Annotated in this window: 17 protein-coding genes; 9 read left to right on the top strand and 8 right to left on the bottom strand. The window is 63.8% G+C overall.

The annotated features are described in order from the left end of the window. Positions 1–74: 74 nt before the first annotated feature. From ACN9M1_RS11345 to ACN9M1_RS11330, 4 genes are all read left to right on the top strand, one after another. Complete coding sequence (locus ACN9M1_RS11345; RefSeq protein ID WP_426394427.1) at positions 75–944, top strand: formate dehydrogenase accessory sulfurtransferase FdhD; 870 nt, start codon at positions 75–77, stop codon at positions 942–944. Continuing rightward, positions 941–1,540, top strand: a complete 600-nt coding sequence (locus ACN9M1_RS11340; protein WP_426394426.1) for a hypothetical protein — start codon at positions 941–943, stop codon at positions 1,538–1,540. Before ACN9M1_RS11345 ends, ACN9M1_RS11340 begins: the two co-directional genes overlap by 4 nt. A 199-nt stretch (positions 1,541–1,739) precedes the next feature. Further along, positions 1,740–2,306, top strand: a complete 567-nt coding sequence (gene dcd / locus ACN9M1_RS11335; protein ID WP_426394424.1) for a dCTP deaminase — start codon at positions 1,740–1,742, stop codon at positions 2,304–2,306. A gap of 64 nt (positions 2,307–2,370) precedes the next feature. Then, positions 2,371–4,650 (top strand): Orn/Lys/Arg decarboxylase N-terminal domain-containing protein, encoded by a 2,280-nt coding sequence (locus ACN9M1_RS11330; protein ID WP_426394422.1) that lies wholly within the window; start codon positions 2,371–2,373, stop codon positions 4,648–4,650. Between the two features lie 79 nt (positions 4,651–4,729). On the opposite strand, the gene ACN9M1_RS11325 is transcribed toward ACN9M1_RS11330, so the two are convergent. Then, the gene (locus tag ACN9M1_RS11325) at positions 4,730–5,923 is read right to left on the bottom strand and encodes an acyl-CoA dehydrogenase (RefSeq protein ID WP_426394421.1); all 1,194 of its coding nucleotides are present in this window, start codon (positions 5,921–5,923) and stop codon (positions 4,730–4,732) included. Positions 5,924–6,026: 103 nt separating this feature from the next. On the opposite strand from ACN9M1_RS11325, the gene ACN9M1_RS11320 reads away from it, so the two are divergent. Next, entirely contained in the window at positions 6,027–6,854 is an 828-nt protein-coding gene (locus tag ACN9M1_RS11320; protein WP_426394419.1) for an IclR family transcriptional regulator, read from the top strand. A 279-nt stretch (positions 6,855–7,133) separates the two neighbouring features. Here the strand turns inward: ACN9M1_RS11320 and kynA are convergent, their stop codons facing one another. The 3 genes from kynA to kynB are packed head-to-tail and all read right to left on the bottom strand — an operon-like array spanning position 7,134 to position 9,933. Continuing rightward, entirely contained in the window at positions 7,134–7,970 is an 837-nt protein-coding gene (kynA, locus tag ACN9M1_RS11315) for a tryptophan 2,3-dioxygenase (protein WP_426398853.1), read from the bottom strand. Positions 7,971–8,010: 40 nt separating this feature from the next. Continuing rightward, positions 8,011–9,264, bottom strand: a complete 1,254-nt coding sequence (gene kynU, locus ACN9M1_RS11310) for a kynureninase (protein WP_426394418.1) — start codon at positions 9,262–9,264, stop codon at positions 8,011–8,013. A 39-nt stretch (positions 9,265–9,303) separates the two neighbouring features. Then, complete coding sequence (kynB, locus tag ACN9M1_RS11305) at positions 9,304–9,933, bottom strand: arylformamidase (RefSeq protein WP_426394416.1); 630 nt, start codon at positions 9,931–9,933, stop codon at positions 9,304–9,306. A 159-nt stretch (positions 9,934–10,092) separates the two neighbouring features. On the opposite strand from kynB, the gene ACN9M1_RS11300 reads away from it, so the two are divergent. After that, positions 10,093–10,635: an Lrp/AsnC family transcriptional regulator gene (locus tag ACN9M1_RS11300; RefSeq protein WP_426394414.1), complete on the top strand. Its 543-nt coding sequence runs from the start codon at positions 10,093–10,095 to the stop codon at positions 10,633–10,635. Here ACN9M1_RS11300 and ACN9M1_RS11295 read toward each other — a convergent pair. Then, complete coding sequence (locus tag ACN9M1_RS11295; RefSeq protein ID WP_426394413.1) at positions 10,632–11,207, bottom strand: flavin reductase family protein; 576 nt, start codon at positions 11,205–11,207, stop codon at positions 10,632–10,634. The two genes, ACN9M1_RS11300 and ACN9M1_RS11295, sit on opposite strands and share 4 nt — an antisense overlap. Positions 11,208–11,402: 195 nt before the next feature. On the opposite strand from ACN9M1_RS11295, the gene msrA reads away from it, so the two are divergent. Continuing rightward, positions 11,403–11,963, top strand: coding sequence for a peptide-methionine (S)-S-oxide reductase MsrA (gene msrA, locus ACN9M1_RS11290; protein WP_426394411.1), 561 nt, complete (start codon positions 11,403–11,405; stop codon positions 11,961–11,963). A gap of 15 nt (positions 11,964–11,978) precedes the next feature. Here msrA and ACN9M1_RS11285 read toward each other — a convergent pair whose 3' ends face one another. The 3 genes from ACN9M1_RS11285 to pdxH all read right to left on the bottom strand — a co-directional run bounded on the left by ACN9M1_RS11285 (position 11,979) and on the right by pdxH (position 15,151). Next, positions 11,979–13,085, bottom strand: coding sequence for a DUF72 domain-containing protein (locus tag ACN9M1_RS11285; RefSeq protein ID WP_426394409.1), 1,107 nt, complete (start codon positions 13,083–13,085; stop codon positions 11,979–11,981). A 4-nt stretch (positions 13,086–13,089) separates the two neighbouring features. Then, positions 13,090–14,310: a class I SAM-dependent methyltransferase gene (locus tag ACN9M1_RS11280; RefSeq protein WP_426394408.1), complete on the bottom strand. Its 1,221-nt coding sequence runs from the start codon at positions 14,308–14,310 to the stop codon at positions 13,090–13,092. Positions 14,311–14,512: 202 nt separating this feature from the next. Next, on the bottom strand, positions 14,513–15,151 hold the full coding sequence (gene pdxH, locus ACN9M1_RS11275) for a pyridoxamine 5'-phosphate oxidase (RefSeq protein ID WP_426394406.1): 639 nt from the start codon (positions 15,149–15,151) through the stop codon (positions 14,513–14,515). Positions 15,152–15,368: 217 nt separating this feature from the next. On the opposite strand from pdxH, the gene ACN9M1_RS11270 reads away from it, so the two are divergent. After that, positions 15,369–15,863, top strand: coding sequence for a sugar dehydrogenase complex small subunit (locus tag ACN9M1_RS11270; RefSeq protein WP_426394404.1), 495 nt, complete (start codon positions 15,369–15,371; stop codon positions 15,861–15,863). Then, positions 15,863–17,485 (top strand): GMC family oxidoreductase, encoded by a 1,623-nt coding sequence (locus tag ACN9M1_RS11265; protein ID WP_426394402.1) that lies wholly within the window; start codon positions 15,863–15,865, stop codon positions 17,483–17,485. The genes ACN9M1_RS11270 and ACN9M1_RS11265 overlap by 1 nt, the downstream gene beginning before the upstream one ends.

Raw genomic sequence — 17,485 nt, 5'->3', positions numbered from 1 at the left:
CGGCTAGGGCAGGTACCCGCCACATGCATATGCGCACGCTTGCCGTGCGCATTTTTGTTTGAATGAAGAGATCGATGCCGCTGCGCCCTGAACTGACCAACGCTTCCGTTCCCCTGCTCGATGAAGTTGAAGTCCTCGACGAGCTGGGCCGCGCGCGCGCCGTCTACATCCCCGGCGAACGGCCGCTCACGGTCTATCTCGACAAGCGCGAACTCGTCACGCTGATGACGCTGGGCGGCGCACCCGAAGCCCTGGTGCTCGGCTACTTGCGCAATCAGCGCCTGGTCGGCAGCGTCGAAGACATCGCCTCCATCCAGGTCGACTGGGAAACCGAATCCGCCGCTGTCACCACGCGCGCGGGCATTGCCGATCTGGACGAGAAGACCGCGCGCCGCACCGTGACCACCGGTTGCGGGCAGGGCACCGTGTTTGGCTCGCTGATGGACGAGATCGATGCCATCCACTTGCCGCCCGAAGCACGCATGACGCAGACCACGCTGTACCGCGTGGTTGACACCATCCGCCTGCAGCAATCGATCTACAAGCAGGCGGGCTCGGTACACGGTTGCGCGCTGTTCGATGCGCAAGGCGAGCTGCTGCACTTCATCGAAGACGTGGGCCGCCATAACGCCGTCGACGCTATCGCCGGCCGCATGTGGCTCGACGGCATGGGCGGCGGCGACAAGATCTTCTACACCACCGGCCGCCTGACCTCCGAGATGGTCATCAAGGGCGCGCAGATGGGCATTCCGTTTCTGCTCTCGCGCTCGGGCGTGACGCAGATGGGCTACCAAATGGCCCAGCGCGTCAATTTGAGTCTGTTTGCGCGGTGCACTGGGCGGCACTTTTTGCTCTACACCGGGCGCGAACGCTTTATCGCCGAGCCAGAGATGACCGGTGTGGTCGGTCCGCGCGGTGATCTGCCTAAGGTGGCGGCGCAGTGATAACTAGGAGCAACGTCTCCGAACCAAACGTCAATGCCCCCGGCTCGCCTGAAGCGCCGTTGCCGAACGCGCTGGTGACCGTGGCGCAGGTGACGCAGATTCGCCAGCAACTGCCGTGGCTGAGCCTCTGCCTGGCGCTGCTGGGCATGCTGCCGTCCGCGACTTTGTTGTCACGCTTCGCCTCTGCCGGCCCGTCGGCGCATTGGCGCGGTTATGTGGACACAGGTATTGCGCTTTGGAGGGCGATCGCGCTGTTGGGCGTGGGTTGCTACCTGGGCATGTACTTTGGGCCGAGGCTCCAGCGGCGCCTGCAAGCGTGGGTCGGCACCGCGCCGATCGATGCCCCGATGCGTGTGCGAGTGGATTCCGCGGGCGTCCTGATTGAGGGACTTGCCAGCATTCCGTGGTCGAGCGTCCGGCGCCACGAAGTGGCGGAAGCGGAGGGCGACTCGGTGCCTGGCTCGGAAGCCGTTCTGGATCTGGACTCGACGGAGCGCGGGCGGATACGGTTGGGTCTGGATGCTCAGGCAGTGGAGCCCCTGCTGGCCCGCTACTACCAAGACCCTTACGCCGTGCCGTGGCGCCTCGACAAGTAAAACGGGCTGACGGGCGGTGCCTGAAAACCGTTGGGAACGGCCGACGCCGTCATGGGTTTTCCGTCACGGGTTTGGGAGTACAATCCGCGTTCCAAAACCGGGCCAAAGATCGACCGCCTGGCCGGCATGACCAAATGGGGACAGTTTTCGCACCGCGAAGCCTGCCCCCATTTGTTCATCCAAGGTATCTGGACGCTCCATGAGCATCAAATCCGACAAGTGGATCCGCCGCATGGCCGAGCAGCACGGCATGATCGAGCCGTTCGAGCCCGGTCAGGTGCGCGAATCCGAAGGGCGCCGCATCGTCTCCTACGGCACGTCGAGCTACGGCTACGACATCCGCTGCGCCAACGAATTCAAGATCTTCACCAACATCAACAGCACCATCGTCGACCCCAAGAACTTCGACGAGAAGTCGTTTGTCGACTTCAAGGGCGATGTGTGCATCATCCCGCCGAACTCGTTCGCGCTGGCCCGCACGATGGAGTACTTCCGCATCCCGCGCACGGTGTTGACCGTGTGTCTGGGCAAGAGCACGTACGCGCGCTGCGGGATCATCGTCAACGTGACGCCGTTCGAGCCCGAGTGGGAAGGCTACGTGACGCTGGAGTTCTCCAACACCACGCCGCTGCCCGCCAAGATCTACGCCGGCGAAGGCTGCGCGCAGGTGCTGTTCTTCGAGAGCGACGAGGAGTGCGAAACCTCGTACAAGGACCGTGGCGGCAAGTACCAGGGCCAGCACGGCGTGACGCTGCCCAAGACCTAGTTTTTGTAGTCCGTTTCCGAGTTTCCGGAGCGGTGTCTTCTATTTCATCTGTCAAGGAACCACGATGAAATTCCGCTTTCCCGTCATCATCATCGACGAGGACTTCCGCTCCGAGAACGTCTCCGGGTCGGGCATTCGCGCGCTGGCCCAGGCCATCGAGCAAGAGGGCATGGAGGTCACGGGCCTCACCAGCTATGGTGACCTGACCTCGTTCGCGCAGCAGTCGAGCCGCGCGTCGACCTTCATCGTCTCGATCGACGACGACGAATTCATCAACCCGGACAACGACAAGCCGGAACCGGAAGCGGTCGAAAACCTGCGCAGCTTCGTCGCTGAAGTGCGCCGCCGCAACGCCGACATTCCCATCTTTCTGTACGGTGAGACGCGCACCTCGCGCCACCTGCCGAACGACGTGCTGCGCGAGCTGCACGGCTTCATCCACATGTTCGAGGACACGCCGGAGTTCGTGGCCCGACACATCATTCGTGAAGCGCGCAACTACCTCGATTCGCTGCCGCCGCCGTTCTTCAAGGCGCTGATCGACTACGCACAGGACAGCTCGTATTCGTGGCACTGCCCGGGGCACTCGGGTGGCGTGGCGTTCCTGAAGAGCCCGGTGGGCCAGGTGTTCCACCAGTTCTTTGGCGAGAACATGCTGCGCGCTGACGTCTGCAACGCGGTGGAAGAACTTGGCCAACTGCTTGACCACACGGGGCCGGTGGCTGCGTCGGAGCGCAACGCTGCGCGCATCTTCGGCTCGGACCACATGTTCTTCGTGACGAACGGCACGTCCACGTCGAACAAGATGGTGTGGCACGCCAACGTGGCGCCCGGCGACATCGTCGTGGTGGACCGCAACTGCCACAAGTCGATCCTGCACGCGATCATGATGACGGGCGCGATTCCCGTGTTCCTGATGCCGACGCGCAACCACTTCGGCATCATCGGCCCGATCCCGAAGAGCGAGTTCGAGCCGGAGACGATCGCCAAGAAGATCGCCGATCACCCGTTCGCCAGCCAGGCCAAGAACAAGAAGCCGCGCATCCTGACCATCACGCAGGGCACGTACGACGGCGTGCTGTACAACGCCGAGATGATCAAGAACATGCTGTCGACGGAAATCGACACGCTGCACTTTGACGAAGCGTGGCTGCCGCACGCGTCGTTCCACCCGTTCTACGAGAACATGCACGCCATCGGCCACGGCCGCGCGCGCAGCAAGGACGCACTGGTGTTCGCCACGCAGTCCACGCACAAGCTGCTGGCCGGCTTGTCGCAGGCCTCGCAGATCCTCGTGCAGGATTCCGAGACGCGCAAGCTCGATACGTACCGCTTCAACGAGGCGTATCTGATGCACACGTCGACCAGCCCGCAGTACTCGATCATCGCCTCGTGCGACGTGGCCGCCGCGATGATGGAAGCGCCGGGCGGTACCGCGCTGGTGGAAGAGAGCATTGCCGAAGCACTGGACTTCCGCCGCGCCATGCGCAAGGTGGAGCAGGAGTACGTCGGCACGAATGGCGGTAACGGGCGCGGCGATGACTGGTGGTTCAAGGTCTGGGGCCCGAACGACCTGTCCGACGAAGGCATCGAAGACCGCGAAGCGTGGATGCTCAAGGCCAACGAGCGCTGGCACGGCTTTGGCAACCTGGCCGAAGACTTCAATCTGCTCGACCCGATCAAGGCCACCATCATCACCCCAGGCCTGGACGTGGACGGCAAGTTCAGCGATTCGGGCATCCCGGCTGCCATCGTCACGCGCTACCTGGCCGAGCACGGCATCATCGTCGAGAAGACCGGCCTGTACTCATTCTTCATCATGTTCACCATCGGCATCACAAAGGGCCGCTGGAACTCGATGGTGACCGAGCTGCAGCAGTTCAAGGACGACTACGACAACAACCAGCCGCTGTGGCGCGTGTTGCCGGAGTTCGTGCGCCAGTATCCGCAGTACGAGCGCATCGGTCTGCGCGAGCTGTGCGACAGCATCCACAGCGTCTACCAGGCCAACGACGTGGCCCGCGTGACGACCGAGATGTACCTGTCTAACATGGAACCGGCGATGAAGCCGTCGGACGCGTGGGCCAAGATGGCCCACCGCGAAACCGAGCGCGTGGCGATCGACGAGCTGGAAGGCCGCATCACCGCCATCCTGCTGACGCCGTACCCGCCGGGCATTCCGCTGCTGATTCCGGGCGAGCGCTTCAACAAGACGATCGTGCAGTACCTGCAGTTCGCACGTGAGTTCAACAAGCTGTTCCCGGGCTTCGAGACGGACATCCACGGGTTGGTGGAAGAAGAGGTCGATGGCCAGATGGGGTACTTCGTCGACTGCGTGCGCTGACGTTCAGCTGCACAAAAACAAAAACGCCGCGCAGAGATTGCGCGGCGTTTTTGTTGGGCGCGTGCAAACGCGATGGCAATCAGAAGAACGCCTGAATACCCGTCTGCGCACGGCCGAGGATCAGCGCGTGGATATCGTGCGTGCCTTCGTACGTGTTCACCACTTCCAGGTTGACCACGTGGCGGATCACACCGAATTCATCCGAGATGCCGTTGCCGCCAAGCATGTCGCGCGCCACACGGGCGATGTCGAGCGACTTGCCGCACGAGTTGCGCTTCATGATCGAGGTGATTTCCACGGCGGCCGTGCCTTCGTCCTTCATGCGCCCCAGGCGCAGGCAGCCTTGCAGGCCGAGCGTGATTTCGGTCTGCATGTCGGCCAGCTTCTTCTGGATGAGCTGGTTGGCAGCGAGTGGGCGGCCGAACTGCTTACGGTCCAGCACGTACTGGCGCGCGCGGTGCCAGCAGTCTTCCGCCGCACCCAGCGCACCCCACGCGATGCCATAGCGCGCCGAGTTCAGGCACGTGAACGGCCCCTTCAGGCCACGCACGCCGGGCATCAGGTTCTCTTCCGGCACGAACACTTCGTCCAGCACGATTTCGCCGGTAATCGAGGTGCGCAGGCCGACCTTGCCGTGGATGGCCGGCGCGCTCAGGCCCTTCCAGCCCTTCTCCAGTATGAAGCCGCGGATCTCGTCTTCGCCGTTGTCGTTTGGCAGCTTGGCCCACACGACAAACACATCGGCGATGGGCGAGTTGGTGATCCACATCTTCGAGCCCGACAGCGAGTAGCCGCCGTCGACCTTCTTGGCACGCGTGATCATCGAGGCCGGGTCGGAGCCGTGGTTTGGCTCGGTCAGGCCGAAGCAGCCGATCCACTCGCCGGTGGCCAGCTTGGGCAAGTACTTCTGCTTCTGCGCTTCGCTGCCGAATTCGTAGATCGGCACCATCACCAGCGACGACTGCACGCTCATCATCGAGCGGTAGCCCGAATCCACACGTTCCACTTCACGCGCGATCAGGCCGTAGCTGACGTAGTTCAGGCCTGGGCCGCCGTACTGCTCAGGAATCGTCGGGCCCAGCAGGCCCAGTTCGCCCATCTCACGGAAGATCGACGCATCGGTCTTCTCATGCCGGAACGACTCCAGCACGCGTGGCAGCAGCTTGTCCTGGCAGTACGACGCGGCGGCGTCGCGCACCATGCGCTCGTCGTCGGTCAGTTGTTGGTCGAGCAGCAGCGGGTCGGCCCAGTTGAAGGCATTGCGAGCAGTCACAGCAGTCGTCTCCGAGTCTTTTTTGTTCCGATATACGGAACACAGTTTCGAAATTTAGAGCTATGATAGCCCAATCGCCGATGATTTCCAGCCGTTTTTCACGATGAGCACGACACGTCTCCCCGACCCCGAGTTCGACGCCTCGCCCGCTGAGTCGAGCGACCCGAACTTCGTCACGGCACTCGCACGCGGGCTGGAACTGCTACGCGCCTTCCGCCCCGGTGACACGCTGCTCGGCAACCAGGAATTCGTGCGCCGCACGGGCTTTCCCAAAGCCACGGTCAGCCGATTGGCGGGCACGCTCGTCTCCCTCAGCTACCTGCGTTACGACGAGGCGCTCGGCAAATACGGGCTCGACGCCGGCGTGCTGGCGCTCGGCTTCGCGTACCTCGCCTCGAGCGACGTCATCCAGCTCGCGCGCCCGCACATGAGCGCGTTTGCGCAGAAGTACGGCGTGTCGATCTCGCTGGGCAAGCGCGACCGGCTGGACATGGTCTATTTGGAGACGATTCGCCACGACAGCCCGTCGATGAGCGGCTCGTCGGGTTTGGGCGTGGGCTCGCGGTTGTCGTTGCTGTCGAGTTCGATGGGGCGGGCGTATCTGGCCTCCTTATCCCCTGCAAAGCGGGAGCGCCTCTACGAGGCACTGCGCACGCAACAGCCCGCGCAATGGGCTACGGAAGGTGCGGCAGCAGACGATGCCGTGAAAGCCGGCGTGCGCGACGGCTATGCCGTATCGCTGCGCGACTGGCATCCGGCCATCCATGCGTGTGCCGTCGCGTTCCTCGTGCCGAGTCAGCGTGAACCGTATGTGGTGAGCTGCAGCGCGCCGTACGCGGTGGCCGATGTCGAGCGCATCCGAGACGAACTGGCGCCCGCGCTGCGCGAGTTTGCGGCGCGGCTCGGCAAGGTGGTCGAGCCAGCCATGTAGGCCCCGAGCGATCTAGCGGAGATCGCTCCAACGACAGCACGGGCACCGCGACGGTTTGGCCGTTGATGCCCTAGATGGCGCCTTGAATTTCTGTTGCAGAGAGGGAGTGCAGGCGTGTCTGAGCGAAGCGAGTTGCCTGCACTCCCTCTCTGCGACATAAATTCAAGGAATGGGTCGCCATCTCGGGCGCGCCTTTCTTTGCTTACTTTCTTTGGCAAGACAAAGAAAGTGAGTCAGCCCCGGCAGGGGATGAAACGAGGGATGGTCCACCAACCCCAATCACAAGTCAGTCCGCAACTTCCAAAGCTCCGGAAACAGCACCACATCCAACATCTTCCGCAGATAGCCCACACCTTCAGTGCCGCCGGTCCCGCGCTTAAAGCCAATCACCCGCTCCACCGTAGTCACATGCCGGAACCGCCATTGCCGGAACGCATCTTCCAGATCAACAAACTTCTCAGCCAGCTCATACAACTCCCAGTGGTGCGTAGGGTCGCGATAGACCTCCAACCAAGCCGCTTCCACTGATGCGTTGTAAGTCACCGGCCGCGACCAATCCCGTTCCACGCAATCCGCATCAAACGCAAAGCCATGCCGCGCCATGTAGCGCACGGCTTCGTCATACAGCGACGGTGTTTCCAGCGCCGTTTTGACCTGCTCGTAATGCTCAGGCCGATGCGCATGCGGCTTCAACATCGCCGCGTTCTTGTTGCCGAGAATGAACTCAATCTCGCGGTACTGATACGACTGAAAGCCCGACGACTGCCCCAGGTGCGGCCGCATGGCCGAGTACTCTGGCGGCGTCATCGTGGCGAGCACGTTCCACGCCTGTACAAGCTGATCCATGATGCGCGACACGCGCGCCAGCATCTTGAACGCCGGCGGCAGGTTGTCGTTGCGCACGCAGTCACGCGCGGCACGCAGCTCATGCAACATCAGCTTCATCCACAGCTCGGTGGTCTGGTGCTGCACGATGAACAGCATCTCGTTGTGATCCGGCGAACGCGGGTGCTGTGCGTTCAGGATCTGGTCGAGCGCGAGGTAGTCCCCATAGCTCATCGACTTCGAGAAATCGAGCTGCGCGTCGTGCCAGCCTTCGCCTTGGTTGCCGTGCATGGGGCAGCCGGATGCTGCGGGTTGATTCGGATTCGACATCTCAGGTCACCAGCGTACGTTCGTTGAATTGGGCCGATTGCCACGCGCCGGTTTCCAGCACGTCGCGCAGGATTTCCACGGCATCCCACACATCGGCAAAGCTTGTGTACAGCGGCGTGAAGCCGAAGCGCATGATCTTTGGCTCGCGGTAGTCACCGATCACGCCGCGCGCGATCAGTGCCTGCACCACGGCATAACCGTTCGGGTGTTCGTAGCTGACGTGGCTGCCGCGCACCGCGTGGTCACGCGGCGTGGCCAGCGTGAGCGGGAAGCCCGCGCAGCGCGTTTCCACCAGCGTGATGAAAAGATTGGTCAGCGCGAGCGACTTGGCGCGCAGTTCGGTCATCGAGGTCTGCGCAAAGATGTCGAGCCCGCATTCGACCATCGCCATCGATGTGATCGGCTGCGTGCCGCAAAGAAAACGGCCGATGCCCGCGCCAGCGTCGTAGCGCGATTCCATCGCGAACGGCCGTGCGTGGCCCCACCAGCCTGACAGGGGCTGCCAGAAGCGCTCACGCAGAGCTGGCGTTACCCACACGAAGGCCGGCGAGCCGGGGCCACCGTTCAGGTACTTGTATGTGCAGCCGATGGCGTAATCGGCGCCGCCTGCGTGCAAATCCACCGGCACGGCGCCAGCCGAGTGCGCCAGGTCCCAGATCGCCAGCGCGCCATGCTTGTGCGCCAGCGCCGAGACGGCGGCCATGTCGTACATGTGCCCGCTCTTGTAGTTCACGTGCGTGAGCATCGTCACGGCAACGTCGTCACCCAGCGCGCCGTCCAGTTCGTCGGGCGAATCGATCAGGCGCAGCTTGTAGCCGTCACGCAGCAAGTCGGCCAGGCCTTCGGCGATGTACAGGTCGGTCGGAAAGTTGTGTGTTTCCGAGACGATGATCTTGCGATTCGGCGCGTCTTCACGCTGCACGCGGATCGCAGCAGCCAGCACCTTGAACAGGTTGATCGACGTAGTGTCGGTAACGACCACTTCGTCCTCGCGTGCGCCGATCAGCGGGGCAAGCTTGTTGCCCAGGCGGCGCGGTAGTTCAAACCAGCCGGCCGAATTCCAACTGCGGATCAGGCCGTCGCCCCATTCATTGGCGACCACTTCCTGCGCGCGAGCCAGCGCAGCTTTGGGGCGGGCGCCGAGCGAATTGCCGTCCAGGTAGATCACGCCGTCGGGCAGCGCAAAGGCGTCACGCAGCGGGGCGATCGGGTCAGCCGCGTCACGTTCGAGACAGGAGTTGCGGGTCAAGGTCATGGTGAGTGTGGGGCGATGAATGCGTGGGTGTTCTGTGGATCAGGGCAGACTGCGTAGCACGGCGCGCACGGGGCTCGCATCGAGCGTGGCGAACTTCAGCGGTAGGGCGATCAGTTCGTAGTCACCGGCCGGCACGGCGTCGAGCACCAGCCCTTCGAGGATGGCGAGGCCGTGTTTGCCGACGGCGTGATGCGCGTCCATGGTCTTGGAGGTCTGCGGGTCGAGCGAGGCAGTGTCGACGCCGATCAGCTTGACGCCGTGCGAGGCCAGCAATTCGATGGTTTCAGGCGCGACGGCGGCGAAGTGGTCGTCCCACGCGGTCTGCGGCATCTGTGCGTACGTGCGCAGCAGCACGCGGGGCGGCGTGTCAGCGAGCGCATCACGCACGTGTTCCGGCTCGACGCGGGTGACGCCCACGCAATGGATGACGCGGCAGGGGCCAAGGTAGGCATCCAGCGGCACTTGCCCGATGGCAGCGCCGTCCGCGTGATAGTGCAGCGGCGCATCGGCATGCGCGCCCGTGTGCGGCGACAGCGTGATGCGCCCGACGTTGACCGGGCAGTCACCTTCGAGCTTCCACGCAATTTCCTGCGAAAAGGGCGTGTCGCCGGGCCAGGTGGGCGTGGCGGCGGAAAGGGCGGGGCTGATGTCCCACAAAGTGCGTTCCAAGGCGGCTCCGAGGCAGAAAACGCGGGTGAAAAAGCGTGAATCCGTGCCGAAATGATAGGGAAATCCACGCGCAATGGGTTTGCATATTCGTGCGTGCAGTTTCGTTGGATTCGCATAAAATTCAACGTATTAAAAAAATCACGCAAAGAACCACGATAGATGCAACTCGATACCACCGATCTGCGCATTCTCCAGGTCTTGCAGGAGGACGGCCGCATTAGCAACCAGGACCTGGCCGAGCGTGTGGCGCTGTCACCGTCGGCTTGCCTGCGGCGCGTGCGGATGCTGGAAGAGGGCGGCGCCATCACCGGTTACCGGGCGCAACTGGGCCGGGCAGCGCTGGGGCTGGAGCTGGAGGCGATCGTGCAGGTGTCGATGCGGCAGGACGTGACTGGTTGGCACGAGACCTTCATGGCCGCCGTGCAGAGTTGGCCCGAGATCGTGGCCGCCTACATCATCACCGGGGATTGCAACTACATCCTGCGCGTGCAGGCGCCCACGCTGCAGCACTACTCGGAGTTCATCATCGAGCGGCTGTACAAGACGCCGGGCGTGATGGACATCCGCTCGAACATCGTCCTGCGCACGATCAAGGACCGCGAAGGCGGGCTGGCGCTGCTGATGGAATCGCGCGGTGTGCGGCCGTTGGAGGGAGGGAAAGGCGGAGCAGGCGCCGCGAAGCGCCCGAAGGGGACAAGCTAGTCGATCGCCTTGAGTGACGAAAATGCGCCGCGATGGAATAGCAGCGGTGCGCCGTCCGGATCGACCACGCCGCAGCGCTCCACCTCGCCCACGAAGATGACGTGGTCGCCTTCGTCGTAGCGGCTGCGGTTATGGCACTCGAACCACGCCAGCGACTGCGCGAGGATCGGCAGGCCCGTCGGGCTGAGCGCGTAATCGACGTTGGCAAAGCGGTCGCCCTTGAGCGTGGCGAAGCGCTTGCACAAATCCAACTGATCAGCGGACAGGATGTTGATGACGTAGTGCGAGCCGCTGTGGAACAGCGGAAACGAGTTCGCCTGCGTGCCGAGGCTCCAGAGCACCAGGGGTGGGTCCAACGACACCGAATTGAACGAGCTGGCCGTCACGCCGACGAACGCCGGCTTGCCATGACCACCTTCCGCGCGCGTGGTGACCACGGTCACGCCGGTGGCAAACTGAGACAGCGCGTGCCGGAAATGCGCAGCGTCAAAATCAGGCGGGGTGGCGCTGCTCTGTTGACGTCGATGTGCCGACGGCTTGCGCGCAGAAGATTCGCTGTCGCGCGCATCCATGGGAATGGCTCCGTGTTGATCCATGCAAACGACCGAAAGTAATGCCCCAATTGTAACGGACGCCCGATAGCCGCGCGGAGGTAGGGTTTTGCGTGATGCCGTGCACACATGGCCGCGCGCATGCCCACGCCTGTGTCAGGATAAGCGCCCTTGGCCGACCAATGGCATCCCATCCAACCCAGCAGGAGAAACAGAATGACTGAACAACGTGCTCTCGAGACCGCCGTCCTGGGCGGAGGCTGCTTCTGGTGCCTGGAGGCCGTGTTCCAGCAGGTGCAGGGCGTGCGCAGCGTCGTGTCTGGCTATGCCGGCGGCCACGTCGATCACCCCAGCTACCGTGCTGTCTGCAACGGCGATACGGGCCACGCTGAAGTGGTGGCCGTGCAGTTTGACCCGGCGGTGATTTCGTATCGCGAGATTCTCGACATCTTTTTCGCCATTCACGATCCGACGACGCCAAACCGCCAGGGCAACGATGTCGGCCCGCAATACCGGTCCGCCATCTTTGCGCAAACGCCCGAGCAATTGGCGACGGCCCGCACGGCCATCGACGAACTCGGCGGCAGCGACGTCTTCGAAGCGCCCATCGTGACCGAGCTGGTGGACGCCGCGGACGGCAAGGTGACGTTCTGGCGCGCTGAGGATGAGCACCAGAACTACTTCCGCGATCACCCGGCGCAGGGCTATTGCGCGTTCGTCATTTCGCCCAAGGTGGCGAAGTTCCGCAAGCAGTTCGCGCACCGCTTGCAGGGCTGAGGGCGGAAATCGAGGCTACGCTGCGTCGGCCGGCAGGCGCGCGGCAATGGCCTCGGCCAGCTTAATGCACGACAGCGGGGACGATCCTTCCGCCTTGTTGCTGACCAGGATCGTCACCTTGCGCCCGGCAGCGAGCGCGGCCACGGCCATGTCGGCCAGCGTGTCGCGCGAGAACGGGTCTTCATCGACGAGCTTGTTGAACGGCTTGTACGCCGCTTCGGCTTGCGCGTAGCGATAGCGGCTGTTCAGGTTCCATCGCACCACTAGCGGGCCGCCCGCGCCCTCATCCAGCAGCGCAACGGCAGCAGCTTGCCGATCCGCTGCGGGCATCCGCTCATGCAATCCCACGCAATAGCGCACGCCGGCTGCGCGCAGCATCTTGATGAAGCGTGGTGTGAGCAGCGCCGCATCCCGCAGTTCCACTGCATACACGGCATCGGGATTCAATTGCGGATCAAGCGGCGGCAACGCGGTCAGGAAGGCTTCAAGCCGCTCCACAAAGCCAGTGGCATCCTCCGCCAGCGCGCCGAGCGGTGAGAGCTGAAACACCAGCGGCCCGCACCGCACGCCCAGCCCGCGCGTGGCCGGGTCGACAAAATCGCGGATGGCAAATTCGGCGTTCAAGAAGGCGGGGTTGGCCATGCGGCCGCGGCCATCCGACTCACGGATCCAGGCATCGCACACGGCGGACGTTGCCTTGATGGCAAAGCGGAAGTCTTCCGGCACGCTGGCCGCGTAGGCCACGTAATCGGCCAGCGGAATCGGCGAATAGAAGCCACGATCAATGCTGACCGTGCGCAGCAGCGGATGCTGGGCATAGGCCGCCAACCCTTTGCGCGCGAGCATGGAATCGGAATACTCGCCCGCATACACCAGCCCATCCCAGCCGGGATACGACCACGACGATGTGCCAATGCGCAATCCAGGCGCCCCGCGCAGCAGACGCTGCGCAAGCGCTGTCACCTCGGGCGCGACCGTGGCCGGCTGCACGCCTTGTCGCGCAGGGGAACGCTTGGGTTTGGCGGCAGGTTTGGCCGCTGAGTCCGTCGGTTCGGCTGCCGCCGTGTCATTGAGCGCGGGCGGCGTGCCGAACAGATCGTCGATGGGTGGTGTGGTGGTCAAGCAATCAATCGTAGATATAGCGGCGCGACCACGGAATCGATGTCGCCGACTTGCCAGCCTTTTGCAGCACGGTCTGGAAGATCGAGATCTCGTCGGCATCGAAGGCGTGCGCACAACCGGCCAGGTAGACGCGCCAGATGCGATACTTCTTCTCGCCGACCATGTTGCGGATGGTCTCGCCGTTGGCTTCGAACCGCTCGGCCCAGTGCTCGAGCGTGCGCGCATAGTGGCGGCGCAGGCTTTCAACGTCAAGCGCCTCCAGGCCGCCTTGCTGCGCGGCTGAGAGCGCCAGCGAGATGTGCGGCAGCTCGCCCTGCGGGAAGACGTAGCGATCAATGAAATCGCCGCCGCCCAAGGCCGTTTCACCCCCGGCCGGGTCGGAAGAGGTGATGCCGTGGTTCATGGCGACACCGTCATCGGCGAGTAGATCATGCATGCGGCGGAAATAGCCCGGCAGGTTCTTGCGCCCGACGTGTTCGAACATGCCGACGCTGGTGATGCGGTCGAACTGGCCGCTGAGGTCGCGGTAATCCTGGATGCGGATTTCGATCTGGTCTTCCAGGCCGGCCGCCTTGACGCGTTCACGTGCCAGGTCGTACTGGTTTTGCGACAGCGTCACGCCCAGGCAGCGCGCGCCATACTTCTGCGCGGCACGCAGCACTAGCGCACCCCAGCCGCACCCGATGTCGAGCAGCGTCTGTCCGGGTTGCAGGCGGATCTTGGTGAGGATGTGGTCGATCTTCTTGAGCTGCGCCTCGTCGAGTGTCTCGTTGCCGCTTTCGAAGTAGGCGCACGAGTAGACCATGTTCTGGTCCAGCCACAGCTTGTAGAAATCGTTGGAGACGTCGTAGTGGTACTGGATTGACTCCTTGTCGCCTTCCTTGGTGTGGGAGAAGTGGCGTACCACGCGGGCCAGCGCATTGCCGCTCTTGGCGGCCGCCGCAGAAGCCAGCCCGTAGCTCACGCTGATGATGTCGGCCAGCTTGCCTTCCAGGTCGATCTTTTCCTGGACGTACGCTTCGCCAAGGTTGTTGAGTGTGGGGGAGAGCAGCAGCGGCAGGGCGCTGGCTTCACGCACCGTGAGGGTGACGCGCGGCTGGTCGAAACGGCCCAGCTCGTACTGGTCACCATTCCATAACCGCAGGCGTATCGGGAGGTTTGCGGACTCGCGGATGTCGTGAATCCACTGTTCGAGCTTGCGGTCAATCGCCTGTTGGAAAAACATGTCGACGCCTCCCGGATGTGCACGGTTTCGGGGCGGCCATCGGATTGCCGCCCGAACGGATCACATTAGCTTACGACAAACTTTCCCATTGTGCTGTGCGGGTCTTACAGGCGCTGGCCGCGTCAGTCCGCTGGCAGCAAGCGCCATGCCGGGCATGCCGCAATGCGCAATAACGCGTTGCGCTCAGCCGTTCGGGTGGGTGTCAGGGCGCGAGGCGGACGATCTGCCAGGTGCCATCGGCCTGTTTGCGATATTCCAGCCGATCGTGCAGCCGCGACGGGCGGCCTTGCCAGAATTCCAGCCGCTCGGGCAGCAGCCGGTAGCCGCCCCAGTGCGGCGGGCGGGGCGGGGCGTCGCCGAAACGCTGCTTGTATTCGGCCTCGCGGGCTTCCAGCGTGGCGCGGTCCGGCACTTCGCTGCTTTGTTCCGAGGCCCACGCGCCCAGGCGCGAGCCGAGCGGGCGCGAGTGGTAGTAGGCGTCGCTTTCCGCCTCGCTCACCTTTTCGACGATGCCCTGAACGCGCACTTGCCGCTCCAGCCCGATCCAGTGGAACAGCAGCGCAGCGCGCGGGTTGGCGGCGAGCTCTTCGCCCTTGTGGCTGGCGTAGTTGGTGAAGAAGGTGAAGCCGCGCTCGTCCAGATTCTTGAGCAGGACGATGCGGACGGATGGCTGGCCGTGCGCATCGACCGTAGCCAGCGACATGGCATTGACCTCCGCCACCTCGGCCTTCAGGGCTTCGTCAAACCAGCGGCGGAACTGGCGCAAGGGGTTGGCGTCCACGTCGGCAATGTCGAGCGAGGCGCGGGCGTATTCGGTGCGGATATCGGCAATGGAAGTCATATGCGGCAAGGGAGCAACATGCGAACGGGCCGAGTATAGACAAACACGGCCCGCCGCCCTTTGCGCGCACGCAAGGGGCTGGCACGTTTCGCGCTTCGGCTGCGGTTCTGGCGCTCCGTTGCGTGCCGCCTATATTGGCTAGTCAAGGGCCGCACGGCAGACGGCGGCCCAGACGGTAGCCCGATTCCCCCCGCAGAAGTTTCAACAGGATGTCGAAATGGCCCCCCATTCCCATTCTCCTGACACCCCCGACACCCCGGCCGGCCTGACGCGCCGCCAGTGGCTGCAGGGCACGCTGGCGTTGGCTGCGGCCGGGCTGGTGGGCTCGCAGGTGCTGCACGCGGTGGCCCAGGCGCCCGGTGAATCGCTGGATGCGTTCATGGCGTTGTCACAGGCGCTGACGGCGCGGCCTGCGCTGGATCGCGCTGTCGGCACGCGGCTGTTGGCGGCGCTGGGCAAATCAAGTGCGGACTTTGCCGCGCAATTGAGGCCGCTGGCGCAGGCACTGTCGGCGGGCGCGTTGTCGGATGCGCAGCAGAAGACGGCGCTGCAGATTCTGGAAGCGTGGTACATGGGCGTGGTCGACGGCAACGTTGTCACGTACGAGCAGGCGCTGATGTACGGCGTGGTGTCCGACACGCTGGTCATCCGCACGTATTGCCCCAACCAGCCGGGCTTCTGGGCTGCGCCACCTGTCGAGAGGCAAGCCTGATGCCTGATACCCAACAAGCCGCCCAACAGGCGGATATCGTGGTGGTGGGCTCCGGCGTGGCCGGGGCACTCGTGGCGTACGAGCTGGCCCGCGCCGGCAAGTCGGTGCTGATGCTCGAAGCCGGGCCGCGCCTGCCGCGCTGGGAGATTGTCGAGCGCTTCCGCAACCAGGCCGACAAGATGGACTTCATGGCGCCGTATCCGTCCACGTCTTGGGCGCCGCATCCGGAGTACGGCCCGCCCAACGATTACCTGATCCTGAAGGGCGAGCACAAGTTCAACTCGCAATACATCCGCGCGGTGGGCGGCACGACGTGGCACTGGGCGGCCTCCACCTGGCGCTTTCTGCCGAACGATTTCAAGCTGCGCAGCGTGTACGGCATCGCGCGGGATTGGCCGATTCAGTACCAGGACATTGAGCGCTACTACGGCCTGGCCGAAGAGGCGCTCGGCGTATGGGGGCCGAACGACGAGGAATTGGGCTCACCGCGCAGCCAGCCGTATCCGATGGCGCCGCTGCCGCTCTCCTTCAACGAGCGCACGATCAAGGAAGCGCTCAACGCGCACGACGCGAGCTTCCACGTGGTGACGGAACCGGTGGCCCGCAACAGCCGCCCGTACGACGGCCGCCCCACCTGCTGCGGTAACAACAACTGCATGCCGATCTGCCCGATCGGCGCGATGTACAACGGCATCTTTCACGTCGAGAAAGCGGAGCAGGCCGGCGCGCGGTTGATCGAAAACGCCGTGGTCTTCAAGCTCGAAGTCGGCCCCAACAAGCGCATCGTGGCGGCACGCTACAAGGACGCGAAAGGCGCCGAGCACCGCGTGGAAGGCAAGTGGTTTGTGCTGGCCGCCAACGGCATCGAAACGCCCAAGCTGATGCTGATGTCGACCAGCCAGGATTTCCCCAAGGGCGTGGGCAACAGCTCGGACATGGTTGGCCGCAACCTGATGGACCACCCCGGCACCGGTGTGAGTTTCTATGCCGACCGCAAGCTGTGGCCGGGGCGCGGGCCGCAGGAGATGACCTCGTTGATCGGTTTTCGCGATGGGCTGTTCCGCGCCACACAGGCGGGCAAGAAGCTGCACCTGTCGAACATCTCACGCATCGAGCAGGAGACCGCGCGCATCTTCAAGGAAGGCAAGCTGATCAAGCCGGCGGAGCTGGATGCGCGCATCCGTGACCAAGCCGCGCGCTACGTGCAGTTCGACAGCTTTCACGAGATCCTGCCGCTGCCAGAAAACCGCATCGTGCCGAGCGCGACGGAGGTGGATGCCATCGGCATTCCGCGCCCGGAGATCACGTATCACATCGACGATTACGTCAAACGCAGCGCGGTCCACACGCGTGAGGTGTATGCCACGGCGGCCCAGGTGCTGGGCGGCACCAATGTCGAGTTTCACGACGATTTCGCGCCCAACAACCACATCACCGGCGCCACCATCATGGGTGCGGACCCAAAGGATTCCGTGGTCGACAAAGACTGCCGCACGTTCGACCATCCGAACCTGTTTATCAGCAGCAGCTCGACCATGCCGACAGTGGGCACCGTCAACGTGACGCTGACCATCGCGGCGCTCGCGCTGCGCATTGCTGACCAACTGAAGAAGGAGGCGTGA

This window comes from Ralstonia sp. R-29, assembly GCF_049913345.1.
In the GTDB taxonomy this organism is placed as follows: Bacteria; Pseudomonadota; Gammaproteobacteria; order Burkholderiales; family Burkholderiaceae; genus Ralstonia.
This window is presented reverse-complemented; position numbering and strand designations above follow the sequence as displayed.

Coding starts and splice junctions, on each gene's coding strand:
- ACN9M1_RS11345 (WP_426394427.1), top strand. CDS start 75: ATGCCGCTGCGCCCTGAACTGACCAACGCTTCCGTTCCCCTGCTCGAT.
- dcd (WP_426394424.1), top strand. CDS start 1,740: ATGAGCATCAAATCCGACAAGTGGATCCGCCGCATGGCCGAGCAGCAC.
- ACN9M1_RS11330 (WP_426394422.1), top strand. CDS start 2,371: ATGAAATTCCGCTTTCCCGTCATCATCATCGACGAGGACTTCCGCTCC.
- ACN9M1_RS11320 (WP_426394419.1), top strand. CDS start 6,027: ATGAGCACGACACGTCTCCCCGACCCCGAGTTCGACGCCTCGCCCGCT.
- kynA (WP_426398853.1), bottom strand. CDS start 7,970: ATGCACGGCAACCAAGGCGAAGGCTGGCACGACGCGCAGCTCGATTTC.
- kynU (WP_426394418.1), bottom strand. CDS start 9,264: ATGACCTTGACCCGCAACTCCTGTCTCGAACGTGACGCGGCTGACCCG.
- ACN9M1_RS11300 (WP_426394414.1), top strand. CDS start 10,093: ATGCAACTCGATACCACCGATCTGCGCATTCTCCAGGTCTTGCAGGAG.
- ACN9M1_RS11295 (WP_426394413.1), bottom strand. CDS start 11,207: ATGGATGCGCGCGACAGCGAATCTTCTGCGCGCAAGCCGTCGGCACAT.
- msrA (WP_426394411.1), top strand. CDS start 11,403: ATGACTGAACAACGTGCTCTCGAGACCGCCGTCCTGGGCGGAGGCTGC.
- ACN9M1_RS11280 (WP_426394408.1), bottom strand. CDS start 14,310: ATGTTTTTCCAACAGGCGATTGACCGCAAGCTCGAACAGTGGATTCAC.
- pdxH (WP_426394406.1), bottom strand. CDS start 15,151: ATGACTTCCATTGCCGATATCCGCACCGAATACGCCCGCGCCTCGCTC.
- ACN9M1_RS11270 (WP_426394404.1), top strand. CDS start 15,369: ATGGCCCCCCATTCCCATTCTCCTGACACCCCCGACACCCCGGCCGGC.
- ACN9M1_RS11265 (WP_426394402.1), top strand. CDS start 15,863: ATGCCTGATACCCAACAAGCCGCCCAACAGGCGGATATCGTGGTGGTG.